The sequence below is a fragment of the Streptomyces achromogenes genome, assembly GCF_030816715.1.
Classification (GTDB): domain Bacteria; phylum Actinomycetota; class Actinomycetes; order Streptomycetales; family Streptomycetaceae; genus Streptomyces; species Streptomyces achromogenes_A.
The window spans coordinates 2,133,144-2,150,031 of the sequence record NZ_JAUSYH010000001.1; the positions used below are offsets into that span (position 1 = coordinate 2,133,144).

The 16,888-nt window shown below is 72.7% G+C and carries 15 protein-coding genes; 6 read left to right on the forward strand and 9 right to left on the reverse strand.

Annotated elements, in window-relative coordinates:
- Nucleotides 1-224: 224 nt before the first annotated feature.
- The 3 genes from QF032_RS09660 (at nt 225) to QF032_RS09670 (ending at nt 3,199) form a co-directional block, all read left to right on the forward strand.
- Nucleotides 225-923 (forward strand): SDR family NAD(P)-dependent oxidoreductase, encoded by a 699-nt coding sequence (locus QF032_RS09660; RefSeq protein WP_307055740.1) that lies wholly within the window; start codon nt 225-227, stop codon nt 921-923.
- Nucleotides 920-2,029 (forward strand): S-adenosylmethionine:tRNA ribosyltransferase-isomerase, encoded by a 1,110-nt coding sequence (locus QF032_RS09665; RefSeq protein WP_307055742.1) that lies wholly within the window; start codon nt 920-922, stop codon nt 2,027-2,029. Before QF032_RS09660 ends, QF032_RS09665 begins: the two co-directional genes overlap by 4 nt.
- Nucleotides 2,030-2,470: 441 nt before the next feature.
- On the forward strand, nt 2,471-3,199 hold the full coding sequence (locus QF032_RS09670) for a transglycosylase SLT domain-containing protein (RefSeq protein ID WP_307041553.1): 729 nt from the start codon (nt 2,471-2,473) through the stop codon (nt 3,197-3,199).
- An 84-nt stretch (nt 3,200-3,283) separates the two neighbouring features.
- Here the strand turns inward: QF032_RS09670 and QF032_RS09675 are convergent, their stop codons facing one another.
- The gene (locus QF032_RS09675; protein ID WP_307055744.1) at nt 3,284-5,797 is read right to left on the reverse strand and encodes an ABC transporter ATP-binding protein/permease; all 2,514 of its coding nucleotides are present in this window, start codon (nt 5,795-5,797) and stop codon (nt 3,284-3,286) included.
- A 245-nt stretch (nt 5,798-6,042) separates the two neighbouring features.
- Between QF032_RS09675 and QF032_RS09680 the strand changes: the two genes are divergently transcribed.
- Together QF032_RS09680 and serB are read left to right on the forward strand one after the other, a co-directional pair.
- On the forward strand, nt 6,043-8,037 hold the full coding sequence (locus QF032_RS09680; RefSeq protein ID WP_307055746.1) for a streptophobe family protein: 1,995 nt from the start codon (nt 6,043-6,045) through the stop codon (nt 8,035-8,037).
- Between the two features lie 250 nt (nt 8,038-8,287).
- Nucleotides 8,288-9,502 carry a phosphoserine phosphatase SerB gene (gene serB / locus QF032_RS09685; RefSeq protein WP_306953530.1) on the forward strand — a complete coding sequence of 405 codons (1,215 nt, stop codon included), beginning with the start codon at nt 8,288-8,290 and terminating at the stop codon, nt 9,500-9,502.
- Nucleotides 9,503-9,641: 139 nt separating this feature from the next.
- Here the strand turns inward: serB and QF032_RS09690 are convergent, their stop codons facing one another.
- The 4 genes from QF032_RS09690 to QF032_RS09705 all read right to left on the reverse strand — a co-directional run bounded on the left by QF032_RS09690 (nt 9,642) and on the right by QF032_RS09705 (nt 12,387).
- Nucleotides 9,642-10,160 carry a SixA phosphatase family protein gene (locus tag QF032_RS09690; protein WP_307055748.1) on the reverse strand — a complete coding sequence of 173 codons (519 nt, stop codon included), beginning with the start codon at nt 10,158-10,160 and terminating at the stop codon, nt 9,642-9,644.
- A gap of 77 nt (nt 10,161-10,237) precedes the next feature.
- Nucleotides 10,238-10,444, reverse strand: coding sequence for a hypothetical protein (locus tag QF032_RS09695; protein WP_307055750.1), 207 nt, complete (start codon nt 10,442-10,444; stop codon nt 10,238-10,240).
- Between the two features lie 281 nt (nt 10,445-10,725).
- Nucleotides 10,726-10,842 (reverse strand): SGM_5486 family transporter-associated protein, encoded by a 117-nt coding sequence (locus QF032_RS09700; RefSeq protein ID WP_306953524.1) that lies wholly within the window; start codon nt 10,840-10,842, stop codon nt 10,726-10,728.
- A 63-nt stretch (nt 10,843-10,905) separates the two neighbouring features.
- Nucleotides 10,906-12,387, reverse strand: coding sequence for a CynX/NimT family MFS transporter (locus tag QF032_RS09705; RefSeq protein ID WP_307055751.1), 1,482 nt, complete (start codon nt 12,385-12,387; stop codon nt 10,906-10,908).
- Nucleotides 12,388-12,457: 70 nt separating this feature from the next.
- Here QF032_RS09705 and QF032_RS09710 point away from each other — a divergent pair, with 70 nt between their 5' ends.
- A complete protein-coding gene (locus QF032_RS09710) occupies nt 12,458-13,147 on the forward strand; it encodes a FadR/GntR family transcriptional regulator (RefSeq protein WP_307055753.1) in 690 nt (229 codons plus the stop codon).
- A gap of 25 nt (nt 13,148-13,172) precedes the next feature.
- Here the strand turns inward: QF032_RS09710 and QF032_RS09715 are convergent, their stop codons facing one another.
- The 4 genes from QF032_RS09715 to QF032_RS09730 all read right to left on the reverse strand — a co-directional run bounded on the left by QF032_RS09715 (nt 13,173) and on the right by QF032_RS09730 (nt 16,886).
- On the reverse strand, nt 13,173-13,523 hold the full coding sequence (locus QF032_RS09715) for a hypothetical protein (protein ID WP_307041566.1): 351 nt from the start codon (nt 13,521-13,523) through the stop codon (nt 13,173-13,175).
- Between the two features lie 178 nt (nt 13,524-13,701).
- Nucleotides 13,702-14,469 (reverse strand): enoyl-ACP reductase FabI, encoded by a 768-nt coding sequence (gene fabI / locus QF032_RS09720; protein WP_306953518.1) that lies wholly within the window; start codon nt 14,467-14,469, stop codon nt 13,702-13,704.
- Nucleotides 14,470-14,474: 5 nt separating this feature from the next.
- Nucleotides 14,475-15,194, reverse strand: a complete 720-nt coding sequence (gene fabG / locus QF032_RS09725; protein ID WP_306953517.1) for a 3-oxoacyl-[acyl-carrier-protein] reductase — start codon at nt 15,192-15,194, stop codon at nt 14,475-14,477.
- A 189-nt stretch (nt 15,195-15,383) separates the two neighbouring features.
- On the reverse strand, nt 15,384-16,886 hold the full coding sequence (locus QF032_RS09730) for a hypothetical protein (protein WP_307055755.1): 1,503 nt from the start codon (nt 16,884-16,886) through the stop codon (nt 15,384-15,386).
- Nucleotides 16,887-16,888 lie beyond the last annotated feature (2 nt).

Consider the following 16,888-nt stretch of genomic DNA (forward strand, 5'->3'; position numbering starts at 1 on the left):
CGACAGCGCGGATCGGACCTGTGGCGGCCGCGGCCCCGGGCGGGAGACCTAGGACGGAGGTCCTCGGTACGGCGGCCGAGGTCCGGGGACCGGGCGAGCGGGCGAGCGGGCGTACGTCGAAGGGACCCGGCCGCCTGCGCCCCGCGTCCGACGCGGGAGCCGCCGGCCCGTTCCTACGGTGGGCTCACCGCCGGGTGAGGCGGTCGGACGAGGGGACGGTTGTCATGCCGGTAGCGATCATCACGGGGGCTTCGAAGGGGCTGGGCCGGGCGCTCGCGCGGGCGCTCGCCGCGCGGGGCTGGGATCTGGTGCTGGACGCCAGGACGGCGGAGGCGCTGAAGGAGACGGCGGCGGCCGTGGCGTCATACGGGACGCGGGTCGAGGCGATCACGGGGGACGTCACGGATCCGGTCCACCGGGGGGAGCTGGTGGCAGCCGCCGGGCGGCTGGGCGGCTGCGACCTGCTGGTGAACAACGCGAGCGCGCTGGGGGCCGAGCCGCTGGTGCGGCTGGAGAGGCTGCCTCTGGACGGGCTGCGGCGGGCGCTGGAGGTGAACGTGGTGGCGGCGCTGGGGCTGGTGCAGGAGGCCCTGCCGCTGCTGCGCGGGGCGAGGGCCGGCGCGGTGATCACCGTCAGCTCGGACGCGGCGGCCGAGGCGTACGGGACGTGGGGCGGGTACGGGGCGTCCAAGGCGGCCCTGGACCAGCTCGCGGCGGTGCTCGGGGTCGAGGAGCCGGGGATCGCGGTGTGGGCGGTGGATCCCGGGGACATGGCGACGGATCTGTACGCGGCGGCCGTCCCGGACGACGGTGATCCGCGGCCGGATCCGGGCGAGGTGGCGCCGGCCTTCGTGCGGCTGCTGGACGAGCGGCCGGCCAGCGGGCGGTACGGCGCGTCGGCACTCCTGGGGGTACGGCGATGAGGCCTGCGGCGGGGGCCGCCCCGTACCGGCACGTCCGGAGGTTGGGGCGGGTGCCCGAGGAGCTGTCGGCGCGGGTGCCGCCCGAGCAGCGCGGGCCGGGGCGTGGCCGGGACGACGTAAGGCTGCTGGTGTCGCGGGGGGCGGAGGTGACGCATCACGCGTTCCGGGAGCTGCCGGGGGTGCTGCGGGCCGGGGACCTGCTCGTGGTGAACACCTCCACGACGCTGGCGGCGGCCGTGGACGGGCGGATCGGTCACGCGCGCGTGGTGGTGCACTTCTCCACGCGCGGGGACGACGGACGGTGGGCCGTCGAGCTGCGGGATCCGGACGGGGCCGGCACGACACGCGCGCGGGCGGGCGGCCCGGCGGGGGCGGAGGTCCGGGTGCCCGGGGGCGCGCGGCTGACGCTGGAGGAGCCGCTGAGTCCGGGCGGCGGGCGGTTGTGGTGGGCGCGGGTGTCGCCCGGCGGGTCGTGGGTGCCCGGGCTGCTGCGGGAGCACGGGCGTCCCATCCGTTACGCCTACACGGAGCGGGACCAGCCGCTGTCCGCCTACCAGACCGTGTTCGCGCTGCCCTCGCCGGACGGTGCGGGCAGCGCGGAGATGCCGAGCGCGGCGCGGCCCTTCACGGCGGGGCTGGTGGCGGAGCTGGTGAGCCGGGGCGTGCAGTTCGCGCCGGTCGTCCTGCACACCGGGGTGTCGTCGGCGGAGGCGCACGAGCCGCCGTACCCGGAGCGGTTCGCGGTACCGCGGGCGTCGGCGCGGCTGGTCAACGCGGTGCGGGCCGGGGGCGGGCGGGTGATCGCGGTGGGGACGACCGCCGTGCGTGCGGTGGAGTCGGCGGCCGGGGCCGACGGGGTGGTCCGCGCACGTGCGGGGTGGACGGATCTGGTCGTCACTCCCGAGCGCGGGGTGCGGGCGGTGGACGGTCTGCTGACCGGGCTGCACGAGCCGCAGGCGTCGCATCTGCTGATGCTGGAGGCGGTGGCGGGGTCCGCGGCGCTCGACCGCGGCTACGACGCGGCGCTGCGCGGGCTCTATCTGTGGCACGAGTTCGGGGACGTGCACCTCGTCCTGCCCGCGGAGAGCGCCGGCCCGGTGCGCTGACCGGAGCGCGGGCGCGGGGCAGGGGCCACGGGGGCACGGGGACGGGGAGCAGGGGGACGGGGAGCAGGGCACCGGAAGCGGGGCGTGGGGCACGGGATGGGGAGCACTGACACAGAGCATTGCTTCGGCAACCAACTGTGAGAACGATCTGCGGGCCATGTGAGCCCGCACATAGGGTCCACATCACGTACTAGGGACATTAGGAGACAAAGGGACACCCGATGAACGGGGCAGATGGTTCTATCTGTCCCGATTTGCCCTTCCCTGCTCCACTATCGGGGATCGTACGTCACACCTTTGCCTGGGCATTTTGCGGCCGCTAAGAATTGCTCTCGTCGCTCAGCGCCGTGGGTTCGCCCCGCGGTGCTCGTGCCTCAAGCACCCTGTCCGGCCGTCGGACGAAGAGAGCGACCTCCGCGCTATTCGAAGAGGTCCTTCCGCATGCCCAAGAACACTCACAAGATCGCGATCGCCGGTGCCGCCACGCTCGGTGCAGCCGCCCTCGCCTTCTCCGTGGTGCCGGCCGACGCGCAGACGACCACTACGGACGCCGTGTCCACGGCCCGGGTCGCCTACAGCTCCAAGCCCGTGCAGGACGTCAAGGCCGACGTGACCGACCAGCTGGCCGCCAAGAGTGTGAAGGCCGACGCCATCGCGGCGGCCAAGAAGAAGGCCGCAGCCGCCGAGGCAGCCAAGAAGAAGGCCGCGGCGAAGGCCGCAGCCGCCAAGAAGAAGGCCGCAGCCGCTGCGGCCGCCAAGCGCAAGGCCGCCGCCGCGCACAAGGCCAAGGAGGCCGCGAGCCGGTCCGCCAAGCGCGCCGCGATCAAGAAGGCGTCCGTCAAGCGGTACGCCAACAACCTCGACGGCTGGATCAAGCACTCCCTGGACATCATGAAGTCCAAGGGCATCCCGGGTTCCTACAACGGGCTGCACCGCAACATCATCCGGGAGTCCTCGGGCAACCCGAACGCGATCAACAACTGGGACATCAACGCCATCAACGGCATCCCGTCCAAGGGCCTGCTCCAGGTGATCCCGCCGACCTTCAAGGCGTACCACGTCGCCGGCACCTCGTGGAACATCTACGACCCGGTCGCCAACATCACGGCCGCCGCCAACTACGCGGCCGACAAGTACGGCACGATCGACAACGTCGACAGCGCGTACTGAGACCCCCGCACGCCGAAGGGCGGCACCCTCAACACAGGGGTGCCGCCCTTCGGCGTGTGCGTGCACCGAACCGGTGCGGGAGACCTACTTGCGCATGACCTCGGGCTCGTGGCGGCGCAGGAAGCGGGCCACGAAGAAGCCGCAGATCACACCGAGGACGACGAGCGCCGCCATGTCCAGGCTCCAGGCCCCGACGGTGTGCTCCCAGAGCGGGTCCGTCCCGCCGCCGTCCTTGGGCGGGCTGATCTTGTTGAAGTCCAGCGTGGCGCCCGCGGCGGCGACGGCCCAGCGCGAGGGCATCAGGTACGAGAACTCGTTGACGCCGACCGCGCCGTTCAGGGTGAACAGGCAGCCGGTGAAGACGACCTGGATGATCGCGAACATCACCAGCAGCGGCATGGTCTTCTCGGCCGTCTTCACCAGCGACGAGATGACCAGCCCGAACATCATCGACGTGAAGCCCAGCGCCATGATCGGGATGGAGAGCTCGAACATGGTGGCGGTGCCGAGGACCAGGCCCTCCTTGGGGATCTCCCGGCTCGCGAAGCCGATGACGCCGACCATCAGGCCCTGGAGCAGCGTGACCACGCCGAGCACGAACACCTTGGACATCAGGTACGCGGAGCGGGACAGGCCGGTGGCGCGTTCCCGCTCGTAGATGACCCGTTCCTTGATGAGTTCGCGGACCGAGTTGGCCGCGCCGGCGAAGCAGGCCCCGACCGCGAGGATCAACAGGACGGTGGTGGCCGTGCCGTTGGGGATGATGCGGCCGGTCTTGGGGTTCACCGCGTTGGGCAGCAGGCTGTTGCCGGAGTCGATGAGCAGGCTCACCGCGCCGAGGACGGCCGGCAGGATCACCGTCAGGGCCAGGAAGCCCTTGTCGGAGGCGATCACCGACGCGTAGCGGCGCACCAGGGTGACGAACTGGGACATCCACCCCTGCGGCTTCGGCGGCTTCATCGCCTGCATCGGCGGCATCTGTACGGACTGCGGCGCGATGGCGTCGATGTCGGCGGCGTACATCTGGTAGTGCTGCGAGCCCTTCCAGCGGCCCGCCCAGTCGTAGTCGCGGTAGTTCTCGAAGGCGGAGAAGACGTCGGCCCAGGTGTCGTAGCCGAAGAAGTTCAGCGCCTCCTCGGGCGGTCCGAAGTAGGCGACCGCTCCGCCCGGCGCCATCACGAGCAGCTTGTCGCAGATCGCGAGTTCGGCCACCGAGTGCGTGACGACGAGGACCGTGCGGCCGTCGTCGGCGAGGCCGCGCAGCAGCTGCATGACGTCGCGGTCCATGCCCGGGTCGAGGCCGGAGGTCGGCTCGTCCAGGAAGATCAGCGACGGCTTGGTGAGCAGCTCCAGGGCCACCGAGACGCGCTTGCGCTGGCCGCCGGAGAGGGAGGTGACCTTCTTCTCCTTGTGGATGTCCAGCTTCAGCTCGCGCAGCACCTCGTCGATGCGGGACTCGCGCTCGGCGGGCGTGGTGTCGGCCGGGAAGCGGAGCTTGGCCGCGTACTTGAGGGCCTTCTTGACGGTCAGTTCCTTGTGCAGGATGTCGTCCTGCGGGACCAGACCGATGCGCTGGCGCAGCTCGGCGAACTGCTTGTAGAGGTTGCGGTTGTCGTAGAGGACGTCGCCCTGGTTGGCGGGCCGGTAGCCGGTCAGCGCCTTGAGCAGCGTCGACTTGCCGGAACCGGACGGTCCGATGACCGCGATCAGCGACTTCTCCGGGACGCCGAAGGAGACGTCCTTGAGGATCTGCTTGCCGCCGTCGACCGTGACGGTCAGGTGGCGGGCGGAGAAGGAGACCTCACCGGTGTCGACGAACTCCTCGAGCCGGTCGGCGATGATCCGGAACGTCGAGTGGCCGACGCCGACGACGTCGGTCGGACCGAGCTGGACCGAGCCGCCCTTGGGGATCGGCTGGCCGTTGACGTAGGTGCCGTTGTGCGAGCCGAGGTCGCGGATCTCCATGCGGCCGTCGGGCGTCGAGTGGAACTCGGCGTGGTGACGCGAGACCTGGAGGTCGGAGACGACCAGCTCGTTCTCCAGCGCACGGCCGATGCGCATCACCCGGCCGAGGGAGAACTGGTGGAACGTGGTGGGGCTGCGGTCGCCGTAGACCGGCGGCGCCCCCGCGCCACCACCGGGCACCTGCCGCATGTGGGGCTCGCCGGCCCCCTGCTGCTGCGGGACCTGCGGCGCGGCCTGCTGCGGCGGCGGCCAGCCCGCCTGCGGCGGCGACTGCTGGGCCCAGCCCGGATTCGCCCCCTGCGCGGCGTACGGCTGCTGTTGGGGCTGCGCGGCGGGCGCCTGCGCCCCCGAGAGGTTCACGCGCGGCCCGTCGGTCGCGTTGCCCAGGTGGAACGCCGAGCCGGAGCCGATCTCCAGCTGGTGGATCCGCTGCCCCTGCGCGAACGTGCCGTTGGTGCTGCCGTGGTCCTCGACGACCCAACTGCGGCCGTTGAAGCTGACCGTGGCGTGACGCCAGGAGACCCTGGCGTCCTCCAGGACGATGTCCCCCTGCGGATCCCGTCCGAGGGTGTAAGACCTGGACGGATCGAGCGTCCAGGTGCGTCCGTTCAATTCCAGTACGAGTTCCGGCACTCCAGCCCCACTGAGTTGTCCCCCGAGTAGCCCCATCAACGGGGAGTCTAGGGATGTCGAACATCGGGGGGAACTATTTCAGTAGCGGCCCCCTGACCGAAAGTCGGGCCTTGTGAAGAGCGTGCGCGGGCGCATCGGCCGTTGACGTTGACGGGGTGGAAAACGGGCCGGAGAGTGGTAAACGCACGCGAGGGGGACGGAAGCGGCGGTCTTCGCCGCCCCGCGCTGCGGATCGGGGGGTCTGCATGGGTGCCGGCACGGATGTCGACGGCCGTGGGAAGGCGGTGGCCGCCCAGGGCGTGCCGTGGCTGGACGTGTCGCTGGCCGCGATCGCCGCGGTGAGCTGGGCGTTGATCGGGATGGCGGGCACGGCGGCGCTCGGGCTGCGTCTGCTGGAGGCGGACTCCGCCGGGTCGTTGGGCCCGATGACGGCCGCGGTGGTGGTCCTGGGCGCCGGCGGTTCGGTGACTCCGTCGGGCGATGTGTCCGCTTTCGGTCTCACCGGCGCGCAGACGGCCACGGCCATCGAGATCACGCCATTGGGGGTGGGCCTGGTGGGCGCGCTGCTGTTGTCGTGGGTCTTCCTGCGGTCCCTGCGCACGGCCGGAGCGGTGGTCGCCCCGGCCGAACTCCTCGCGCGCGTGGGCTCGGTGGTCGCGCTCTTCGTGGCGATGCTCGGCGGACTCGCCTGGGCGGGGCACGACGTCATCACGTTCGACGGGGGTTCGCTGGGCCTGGACGACCTTCCCGGCGGCAGGGGGGGTGGCGGCCTGGAGATCCCGGGGCTCGGGGACATCAGCGGTCTGCTGCCGGACCGGCTCGGGGATCTGGTCGACGCGCGGGCCGCGGTCGGTTTCAGCGTGGACACGGTACCGACGCTGCTCGGCGGTCTCGGGTGGGCGCTCGGCGTCCTGCTGATCGCTCTGCTGGCCTCGCGCCGGACGCCGTTGCCGCGGGGCTGGGAGCCGGTGCACCGGGCGGTGCGGCCTGCGGCGTCGGCCGTCGTCACCGTGCTGCTGGTGGCCGTGGCGGCCGGGTTCGCCGCGGCGGCGTACGCGGCGATCGGCGACGACCACCCCCGGCGGATCGCGGGTGCGGCTCTGCTCGGCGCGCCGAACGGGGTCTGGCTGGGCGTGCCGCTCGGCCTGTTCGTCCCGTGGGACGGCCGGGCCACGGGTGCGCTGACGAACCTGCTCCCGCACCCCCTGGACGACCTCCTGCGCGTCGGCACCGAGCAGCCGGTGACCCTGGGCCGCCTCGCGGAGCTGGACGGACGGGTGTGGCTGCTGGGAGTGGCCACGGCACTGATGATGCTGCTGGCGGGGGTGCTGACCGCCGTGCGGACGCCGGTGGGTGTCGTGGGTGCGGCGGGCGTGGTGGGCGGAGCGGGCGTGGTGGGGGCGGGCGGCGCGGGGGCGGGCGGCGCGGGGGCGGGGCAGGTCGGCGTGGGCAGGTTCGTGGGGCGGTGCGCCCTGCGGCTGGGGGTCGTGGCGGCCCTGGCGTTGCTCCTGCTCGTCCGGCTGACGGAGGTGTCCGTGAACGCCTCGCTCTCCGTGCTGGGGTTCGACGCGTTCGGGGCCGGTGTCCAGCTGCACGGGCGGCCCGGCACGGCACTGCTGCTGGGCGGAGCGTGGGGCGCGGGGGCCGGCGCCGCCGGTGCGCTGCTGGCCCGGTTCACCGGGGCCGCGGGGCGGCGGGCGGCGGAGGCGGCACGGGGTGACGCGGGGCGCACCCGGCCGACGGCGCACGGGGCCGGCCCGGACCGCGGGGCTCCGGGGGACGCGGGTGACCTGGCCGGACCGTACGCGCCGAGCGTGTCGTACCGGCCGCCGAACCCGGCGACCAACCCCTACCTGCGCGTTCCGAAGGAGTTGAGGGACCCGCAGGAGGTGAGCGAGCCGGAGGACGCGCGGCCGGGGGCCACCCGGAAGAGCGGGGCCGAACCGCCGAGGCCGAGCGGGAGCTCGCGGCGGGACGAACCGCCGCCGGGGCCGGACGACGTCTACGGCGCCCCGACCGTCGTCCGCCCCCTGGGGCCCTCGCCCCGCTCTCCCCGACGGCCGGCGGGCCCACGGCCCGGCCCGCGCCCGGGCGAGCGCCCGCCGACGGAACCGGAGGAGGGCCCGCCGCCTCCCCCGCCGCCCCCACCGCCCCCACCGCCTCCGCCGCCTCGGAGGCCTGGACGCCCTCGAGGGCCTGGAGGGCCTGGAGGGCCGAGGACACCGCGCGGGCCCCGGTGAGGAAGGGGGACCGTCCACGGTGGCCGAGAGGGCGCGGTCGGGGCCGACGCGGCGGGGCGGGGTGGCCCGCGTCCACGGTGGCCGAGGGCGCGTCGGGGCGGAGCGGCGGGAGCGGGATGGGCCGCATGGGGCGGGCGGAGCGTCACCGTTGGTCGGGGTGGGCGTCGCACGGGGGACGCGAGCTGTTCGCTGTCCGTCAGGCGGACCTGAGCGGCGAGCGGCACTGGGTGCCGGATACGGTGGGTACACCATGAGCGCTTTGCAGACTTCGTCCTCTGACGTGCCCACGCTTCTTGTCAAGATCTTCGGCAAGGACCGGCCGGGCATCACGGCCGGCCTCTTCGACACCCTCGCCGCCTACTCCGTCGACGTGGTCGACATCGAGCAGGTCGTCACGCGAGGCCGGATGGTGCTGTGCGCGCTCGTGACCGAGCCGTCGGCCGGCCTCGAGGGGGACCTGCGGTCGACCGTGCACAGCTGGGCCGAGTCGATGAAGATGCAGGCCGAGATCATCTCCGGCACCGGCGACAACCGTCCTCGCGGTATCGGCCGGTCGTTGGTCACCGTGCTCGGGCACCCGCTCACCGCGGAGGCCACGGCGTCGATCGCCGCGAAGATCACGAAGGCCGGCGGCAACATCGACCGTATCTTCCGGCTCGCCAAGTACCCGGTCACCGCCGTCGAGTTCGCCGTCTCCGGCGTGGCGGCCGGGCCGCTGCGCACCGCGCTGGTCACGGACGCGGCGGCACTCGGCGTGGACGTGGCCGTGGTGGACGCCGGTCTGTACCGGCGGGCCCAGCGGCTCGTCGTCATGGACGTCGACTCCACGCTCATCCAGGACGAGGTGATCGAGCTCTTCGCCGCGCACGCCGGCTGCGAGGACGAGGTCGCCGCGGTGACGGCGGCGGCGATGCGCGGGGAGCTCGACTTCGAGCAGTCGCTGCACGCGCGCGTGGCGCTGCTGGAGGGGCTGGACGTCTCCGTCGTGGACAAGGTGCGCGCCGAGGTGCGGCTGACCCCGGGCGCGCGGACGCTGATCCGGACGCTGAAGCGGCTCGGCTACCAGGTGGGCGTCGTGTCCGGCGGATTCACCCAGGTCACGGACGATCTGCAGGACCGGCTCGGGCTGGACTTCGCCCAGGCCAACACGCTGGAGATCGTCGACGGGAAGCTGACCGGCCGGGTGACCGGCGAGATCGTGGACCGCGCGGGCAAGGCACGGCTGTTGCGCCGGTTCGCCGCCGAGGCCGGTGTGCCGCTCTCGCAGACCGTGGCGATCGGCGACGGCGCCAACGACCTGGACATGCTGAACGCAGCCGGGCTGGGCGTCGCCTTCAACGCGAAGCCGGTGGTGCGCGAGGCGGCGCACACGGCGGTGAACGTGCCGTTCCTGGACACCGTCCTGTATCTGCTCGGCATCACGCGCGAAGAGGTCGAGGCCGCCGAGACGCAGGACGAGAAGTAGCCCGACGGGAGGTAGCCCTACGGGAGGCCCTAAGGTAGCCCGCGCTCGCCAGGGCACATCCGTTCGAATCCTGATCGCGGACGAACGTGGGAGGGCCCGGCGCTGCGACGGCGCCGGGCCCTCCTGCGTGCCGGGTGGGTTACTCGGAGGGGGCCCAGTAGTCGAGCAGCGTGGCGACGCCCGGCTCCAGCGACTTCCAGGAGCCGTCGAAGGAGATGACGGCGAAGGCGGCGGCCGGGAAGCCCCGGCTGTGCATGCGCTCCCCCGCGTCGCCGTTCACCTGGCCGGACAGGACGTCGGCAAGCCCCTGGATTCCGGGGTTGTGGCCGATGAGGACGAGGGCGCGCACGTCGTCGGGGGTTTCGTTGAGCAGGGCGATCAGCTCGCCCGGCGAGGCTTCGTAGATCCGCTCCTCATAGACGGTTTTCGGCCGGTGCGGAAACTCCTGGACGGCGAGCTTCCACGTCTCCCGGGTGCGGAGCGCGGTGGAGCACAGGGCCAGGTCGATGGGGATACCGGTGTCGGCCAGCTTGCGTCCGGCGACGGCGGCGTCCTTCCGGCCCCGCTCAGCGAGCGGACGCTCGTGGTCGATCACCTGCGGCCAGTCGGCTTTCGCATGGCGGAAGAGGACGATCCTGCGGGGTTCTGCGACGCTCATGACTCCCAGCTTCGCATGAAACAGGCCACGGGGCGCAGGGAGTTGACATGCGGTCCCACCAGCGGTCCCGAGCCGCCCTAGCGGGCGATGAGCTGCTGGACGCGCTCGACGAGATGAGTGATCGCCGGGTCGCCGCCCGCGGCGTGGGCGTCGACCGGGTTCAGTATCAGCACCAGCAGGGTGATGAAGGCCAGCGTCGGGAGGGCCAGCGCCCACCAGGGCAGCAGGTTGACGACGCCGCCCGAGGCGGCCGGGTGGGGCCGGGAGTGCGTAGGGGCCGACATGGGTGCCTCCGCTGTCTTCGAGTCGTCCGCAGGCCGTGGCCGGTGATCCGCGTCGCGCGGTCACAGTTCGAAGTTACGGAAACGAGCGCTGTCAACCCATCCGGTGACCCACCCACTTGACCCTGACCCTCACCCCCTAGGGGACAGGGGGGTTAACCCCACCCCCGGCGGTGCGGCGGGGCACCCGGCATCAGGCACCCGACGTCGGGGCTCGCGTGCCCGGCCTCGGATACCCGGCGTCGCGTGCCAGGTCTCGCGAGCCCGACGTGAGAGGCCCGGGGTCAGGGGGAGGCGATGGTCGCGATGACGGCGATGATCACGAAGATGGCGAGGAACGAGCCGAAGACGATGAGCATCTTCTTCTGGCCGTCGCGCGGGTTCGGGTCGAGCACTGGCATGCGGCAAGTCTCGCACCCGGCGGCCCGGGCGGTGGCGTCGGGGGTCCGGGGAGGCCCGCCGGGTCAGCGGACGGCCTCGTCCTCCACCGTGCGGTCTCGGCCCGCCAGGACGCCGACGACCGTCTGCGGGATCATCAGCGCCGTCATGAGCGCGAGGGGCAGGCCCCAGCCGCCGCTGTGCTGGTAGAGCACTCCGACCAGCAGCGGACCCGGGATGGAGATGAGGTAGCCGGTGCTCTGGGCGAAGGCGGAGAGCTGGGCCACGCCCGCACCGGTCCTGGCGCGCATCCCGACCATGGTGAGCGCCAGCGGGAAGGCGCAGTTGGCGACGCCGAGCAGCAGGGCCCAGGCCCAGGCGCCGCCGGCGGGAGCCAGGTACAGGCCGGCGTATCCGACGAGACCGCAGGTGCCGAGCGCGACCACCATCGGGCCTTGGTGCGGCAGCCGGGTGGCAACGCGCGGTATGACGAAGGCCAGCGGCACGCCCATCGCCATCGTGACGGCGAGCAGCAGTCCCGCAGTGCTCGCCGGCACGCCCGCGTCCCGGAAGATCTGCGGCATCCAGCCCATGGTGATGTAGGCGGCGGTGGCCTGGAGACCGAAGAAGACGGCGAGCGCCCAGGCGGTCCGGCTGCGGGTGATGCGCAGCGGAGCGGCGGAGGGCCGGGCCGACGGGAGACCGGAGGACGGGAGACCCCGGTACGAGCGGCCGCCCGACGACCCCCTGCCGGCCGTCGACCGCCTGGACCGGGACCGACCCGGCACGTGCTCGCCGGACGGCGGCTGCTGCCCTTCCGGAGCCGGGGCCGGTGCGGGGGCGGGATCCGCAGCCGTCCGCGCGCCGCCGGGGAGCGTGCCGCGGCCGTGGCCGAAGGCGTGGTCGCGATCGCGGTCGCCGTCGCGGACCAGTGGCAGCCACGGCAGGACGGCCGCCGCCGCCAGGCCCGCCCACACCGCGAGGCCGGTCTGCCAACTGCCGCCCAGCGCCCCGGTCATGGGCACCGTGACGGCGGCGGCCACGGCGGTGCCGAGGGCGAGGGCCATCGAGTACAGGCCGGTCATGGAGCCGACCCGGTCCGGGAAACGGCGCTTGACGATGACCGGCATCAGGACGTTGCTGACGGCGATGCCCATGAGGGCGAGGGCGCTGGCGGCGAGGAAGCCGGCGGTGCCGCCGACGTAGGGGCGCGCGAGCAGTCCGGCGGCGATGGCGGCCATGCCCGCGCACACGACCGCACCGGCCCCGAAGCGGCGGGCGAGACGGGGGGCCATGACGCCGAAGGCGGCGAAGCAGAGCGGGGGCACGGAGGTGAGGACTCCGGCCACGCTGCCGCTCATGCCGAGCCCGTCGCGGACCTCTTCGAGGAGCGCGCCGAGGCTGGTGATGGCGGGACGCAGATTGACGGCGGCGAGCACGATGCCGACCACGAGGAGCCGTGTCCGCCACGCGCGCGAGGAGGCGCTCGACGGCTCGTCCGTGGGCTGCGCACGGGTGGGCGGTGGGGCTGTCGGCCGTGTCTGCTCGCTTGCCATGCCTTCCATCATAGAATCATAGGATGATTGGTTGTCCATGCCCGGGCGTCCCCGGACCGCCCCGCCCGTGCGAAGGTGTGCCATGCCCCTGAGCCATCCCCGTCGCTCGGCGCTGTCCGAGCAGGTCATCGCCGCACTGCGTGCCCAGATCACCTCGGGCGAGTGGCCGGTCGGCGCGCGCATCCCCACCGAACCGGAGCTGGTCGAGCAGCTGGGCGTCGCGCGCAACACGGTCCGCGAGGCCGTCCGGGCGCTGGCGCACAACGGGCTGCTGGACATCCGGCAGGGTTCGGGCACCTACGTCGTGGCGACCAGCGAGCTGGCGGGCGTGATGCACCGCCGCTTCGCCGACGCCGACCCCGGGCACATCGCCGAACTGCGCGCCACGCTGGAGTCGAGCGCGGCGAAACTGGCGGCCGTACGGCGCACCGAGAAGGACCTCAAGCAGCTGGACGCGCTCCTGCTGCGGCGCGAGGAAGCGTGGGAGTCCGGCGACGCGGAGACGTTCGTGACGGCCGACACGACCTTCCACCTGGCCGTCGTGGCGGCCTCCCACAACGACGTCATGACGGCCATGTACGCGGACCTCGGCGAGGTGCTGCGCGACTGGCTGCGGGAGGACGTGGGCGCCGAGCTCACGCCGGAGACGTACATGGACCACACCCGGCTGGTGGACGCGATCCGCGCGGGCGAGGCGGAGGCGGCCGCCGTCGAGGCGGCCGGCTACCCGCTGGCGTGCCGGCCCGGCCGGTTCACCTCGCCCCCCGGCTGACCGCGCCTCGCAGGGGTCACGCCCGTCACACCCGCTGGTGGCTGACCCAGGCCGAGCGGACCTCCTTCCAGCAGCGCCCGGTGAGCCGTACGGTCCGGGCGGGACCCGCGTCGACGGGGGCGCCGTCGGTGTCGAGGTCCCACCAGCGGTCGCACTCGATGTGCAGACGGACCCGGTCGGTGTCGGCGTAGGGGTTGTGGCAGTGGGCGACGACGCGGGAGCCGTGGACGCCGACGCGGCACTCCGCGCCGAACGGCTTCGGCACGGCGGCTTCGCGCACCTTCACGCGTGCGTGCGGCGACGCGTCGTACGGCAGCGAGAACACGAGACACAGGGCGACGACGGTCGCTGGGGCCAGGCTGCGGGACAGGCGCACAAGGGATACCTCCTCGGCCGAGCTGGGGAGGGAACCGCGCGTCGTACGGAGCGCGCACTCCAGCGTGCCCGGTCGTGGTCCTCCGCCGCCCGGACAGGTACGCCGAACGAGTGACGCCCCGCCCCCCGCGCGCGATGCGGGGAACGGGGCGCCGGGAAGCCGACCGGGAGGCCCGGGATCAGGCTCCGATGGCGTGCAGGCCGCCGTCCACGTGGACGATCTCGCCGGTCGTCTTGGGGAACCAGTCGCTCAGCAGGGCGACGACGCCGCGGCCGGCCGGCTCGGGGTCCTTGAGGTCCCACTCCAGGGGCGAGCGGTCGTCCCAGACGGACGCCAGCTCGGCGAAGCCCGGGATGGACTTGGCGGCCATCGAGCCGATCGGGCCTGCGGAGACCAGGTTGCAGCGGATGTTCTGCTTGCCCAGGTCGCGCGCCATGTAGCGGCTGGTGGCCTCGAGAGCGGCCTTGGCGGGACCCATCCAGTCGTACTGCGGCCACGCGAACGAGGCGTCGAAGGTGAGTCCGACGACCGAGCCGCCGTTCTGCATCAGCGGCAGGCAGGCCATGGTGAGCGACTTCAGGGAGTACGCCGAGACGTGCATGGCCGTGGCGACCGACTCGAACGGCGTGTTGAGGAAGTTGCCGCCGAGGGCGTCCTGCGGCGCGAAGCCGATGGAGTGCACGACGCCGTCGAGGCCGCCGAGCTCCTCGCCCACGATGTCCGCGAGACGGCCGAGGTGCTCGTCGTTGGTGACGTCGAGCTCGATGACCTTGGTGGGCTTGGGGAGCTTCTTGGCGATGCGCTCGGTCAGCGTGGGCCGCGGGAACGCGGTCAGGATGATCTCGGCGCCCTGCTCCTGGGCCAGCTTGGCGGTGTGGAAGGCGATGGAGGACTCCATCAGCACACCGGTGATCAGGACGCGCTTGCCCTCGAGAATTCCGCTCATGGTGATCAGTGACCCATTCCCAGTCCGCCGTCAACGGGGATGACGGCTCCAGTGATGTACGAGGCGTCGTCCGAGGCGAGGAACCGCACCGCCGCGGCGATCTCCTGCGGCTGCGCGTACCGGCCGAGCGGGACCTGCGAGACGATGCCCGCGCGCTGCTCGTCGCTGAGCACCTTGGTCATGTCGGTGTCGACGAAGCCGGGCGCGACGACGTTGAAGGTGATGTTGCGGGACCCCAGCTCACGGGCGAGGGAGCGCGCGAAGCCGACCAGGGCGGCCTTGGAGGCGGCGTAGTTCGCCTGCCCCGGCGAGCCGTACAGTCCGACCACCGAGGAGATGAGCACGACGCGCCCCTTCTTGGCGCGCAGCATGCCGCGGTTGGCGCGCTTGACCACGCGGAAGGTGCCGGTCAGGTTGGTGTCGACGACCGAGGTGAAGTCCTCCTCGGACATCCGCATCAGCAGCTGGTCCTTGGTGACGCCGGCGTTGGCGATCAGGACCTCGACGGGGCCGTGCTCGGCCTCGATCTCCTTGTAGGCCTGCTCCACCTGCTCGGAGTCGGTGATGTCGCACTTGACGGCGAGGCAGCCCAATTCCGTCAGGGCCGCCGGCGGCTCGCCCGTGCGGTAGGTGATGGCGACCTTGTCGCCGGCGTCGGCGAACGCGCGGGCGATGGCGAGGCCGATGCCCCGGTTTCCTCCGGTGACGAGAACCGAGCGGCTCAACGGATCACCCTTTCGCTAGGGGTCTGACGCACCCGCCCGAACTCTGGGTGGCAGGCGGCTTCCCCCGAAACCTATCGGTCTGCCTCCTCGCGACGACATTCGGGCACCGACAGTGGGAGGCGGCCCGTCCTGTGGGATCCCTACAGGACCGGCCACGTCCCCTACCCGCCGAGCACGCCGTGTCGACGCCTACTCGTCGCCGGACCACCGGTGGTCCGCTTGGGCCAGCTCGTCGCACAGCGCGTGCAGGGTGCGGTCGAACAGCACTCCGCGGTGGGACAGCACGTTCCGGGCCAGGACCAGTTGTTCAAGGAGCTGCCGCTCCGCGCGCGCGAGGTTCAGATGCCCCTGCCTGCAGGCGGTCAGCATGGGCCCTACCTCAATGGTACGGAACGCCTCCTCCGGATTCTCGCGATGCTCGGCCGGCAGCCGCCCGACGTAGCGGGCGACCAGATCCGCCACCGGTCCGGTGACGCCGCCCAGCGCGAGCGGGGCGAGTCTCTGGCGGGTGTCCTCGATCCACGGCAGGAGGATGCGCGCCTGAGCCTGGCTGACCAGGACCCGCAGCTGGTCCGGGGCACTCCCGTCCCGGCGCCAGACCGCCGGGTGCACGCGTGCGCGACCGTCCCAGGACTGGATCAGCCCGCGCGCCCAGACAGGACGCAGCCGTGCCGGCGGCCGGTGGCCCGAGCCGACGCCCAGGTGAACCGGCTGGTGCCGGACGGCCGGGGCCGCCCCGCCGACGTCGAGGCAGGCCCAAAGGCTGCCCTGAAGCGTGCGCTGGCTGCCGTCCCAGCGTCGGGCCAGTCGCCAGCCCAGCACCAGGTCGGGTCCGCAGACCTCGCTGATCACCTCGTCCCGCACGGCGCGCAGGATGCGGTCGCGCAGCAACTCTCCGTGGCGCCTGCCCGGGCGGGCGCCGCGCGCGCCGACCGCCGCGACGACGGTGGCACTGTCCAGCCTGTCCAGGGTGTCCCACCACCAGTGCACGGCCGAGGAGGCGAGGTCGCGTTCCAGTTCGTCGGGCAACTGCGATGGAAGGTCGCCGATGCGTGCGGTGACTAGGAGACGTGGCCGGTTCTCCGGGGGCAATCCGGCCTGTTTGGCGGCGGCGCCGAGCGCACGGATGAGCCGGGCCACGTCGTGGCCACGGTCCCGCTCCGGTGCAGCCGGGCCGCCGGCAGTCGCCGTCTCCTTCCACGCCCGGACCCCGATGACCGGCCGCCAGCGCGCTCCCGGATCGGTGAGCGTATCGATCGCCTCGCCCGGGGTAACGGACAGCTCCTTGGCGAGTCTGGCGAGCAGACCGGACTCGGGTCCTTCCGGGACATCGGTGGGTTGTTGCGGTGCGGTGCGCTGCCGGGGCAGCTCAGGCGCCCAACCGATGTCGAATCCGTCGTCGTAGTCCGCCAGGACGGGCAGGTCGTCCCAGGACCGGCCGGCCGGCACCGAGCCGGGTTCGAGTGACGGTGACGAGGCCGCCGTCTCCTCGTCGGACGGGGCGGGAATGTCCAGGCGCTCCGGCGAGGAGTACAGCGCGGCCCGGTGCAGCTCTTCGGCGTACCCGCCATCGACCAGGTCGTCCGGGAGCAGCCAGAGGCAGTGCAGCCCGGCCGCCAGATCGGCCGTGATCCGGTCGACCTGGCGTCGTACCCCCGGCAGTTCGAGCAGGGTTCGGGCGCTCAGCTCCACGC

Coding starts and splice junctions, on each gene's coding strand:
- QF032_RS09700 (WP_306953524.1), bottom strand. CDS start 10,842: ATGCCAGTGCTCGACCCGAACCCGCGCGACGGCCAGAAGAAGATGCTC.
- QF032_RS09670 (WP_307041553.1), top strand. CDS start 2,471: ATGCCCAAGAACACTCACAAGATCGCGATCGCCGGTGCCGCCACGCTC.
- QF032_RS09695 (WP_307055750.1), bottom strand. CDS start 10,444: ATGTCGGCCCCTACGCACTCCCGGCCCCACCCGGCCGCCTCGGGCGGC.
- QF032_RS09680 (WP_307055746.1), top strand. CDS start 6,043: ATGGGTGCCGGCACGGATGTCGACGGCCGTGGGAAGGCGGTGGCCGCC.
- serB (WP_306953530.1), top strand. CDS start 8,288: ATGAGCGCTTTGCAGACTTCGTCCTCTGACGTGCCCACGCTTCTTGTC.
- QF032_RS09660 (WP_307055740.1), top strand. CDS start 225: ATGCCGGTAGCGATCATCACGGGGGCTTCGAAGGGGCTGGGCCGGGCG.
- QF032_RS09665 (WP_307055742.1), top strand. CDS start 920: ATGAGGCCTGCGGCGGGGGCCGCCCCGTACCGGCACGTCCGGAGGTTG.
- QF032_RS09690 (WP_307055748.1), bottom strand. CDS start 10,160: ATGAGCGTCGCAGAACCCCGCAGGATCGTCCTCTTCCGCCATGCGAAA.
- fabI (WP_306953518.1), bottom strand. CDS start 14,469: ATGAGCGGAATTCTCGAGGGCAAGCGCGTCCTGATCACCGGTGTGCTG.
- QF032_RS09710 (WP_307055753.1), top strand. CDS start 12,458: ATGCCCCTGAGCCATCCCCGTCGCTCGGCGCTGTCCGAGCAGGTCATC.
- QF032_RS09705 (WP_307055751.1), bottom strand. CDS start 12,387: ATGATGGAAGGCATGGCAAGCGAGCAGACACGGCCGACAGCCCCACCG.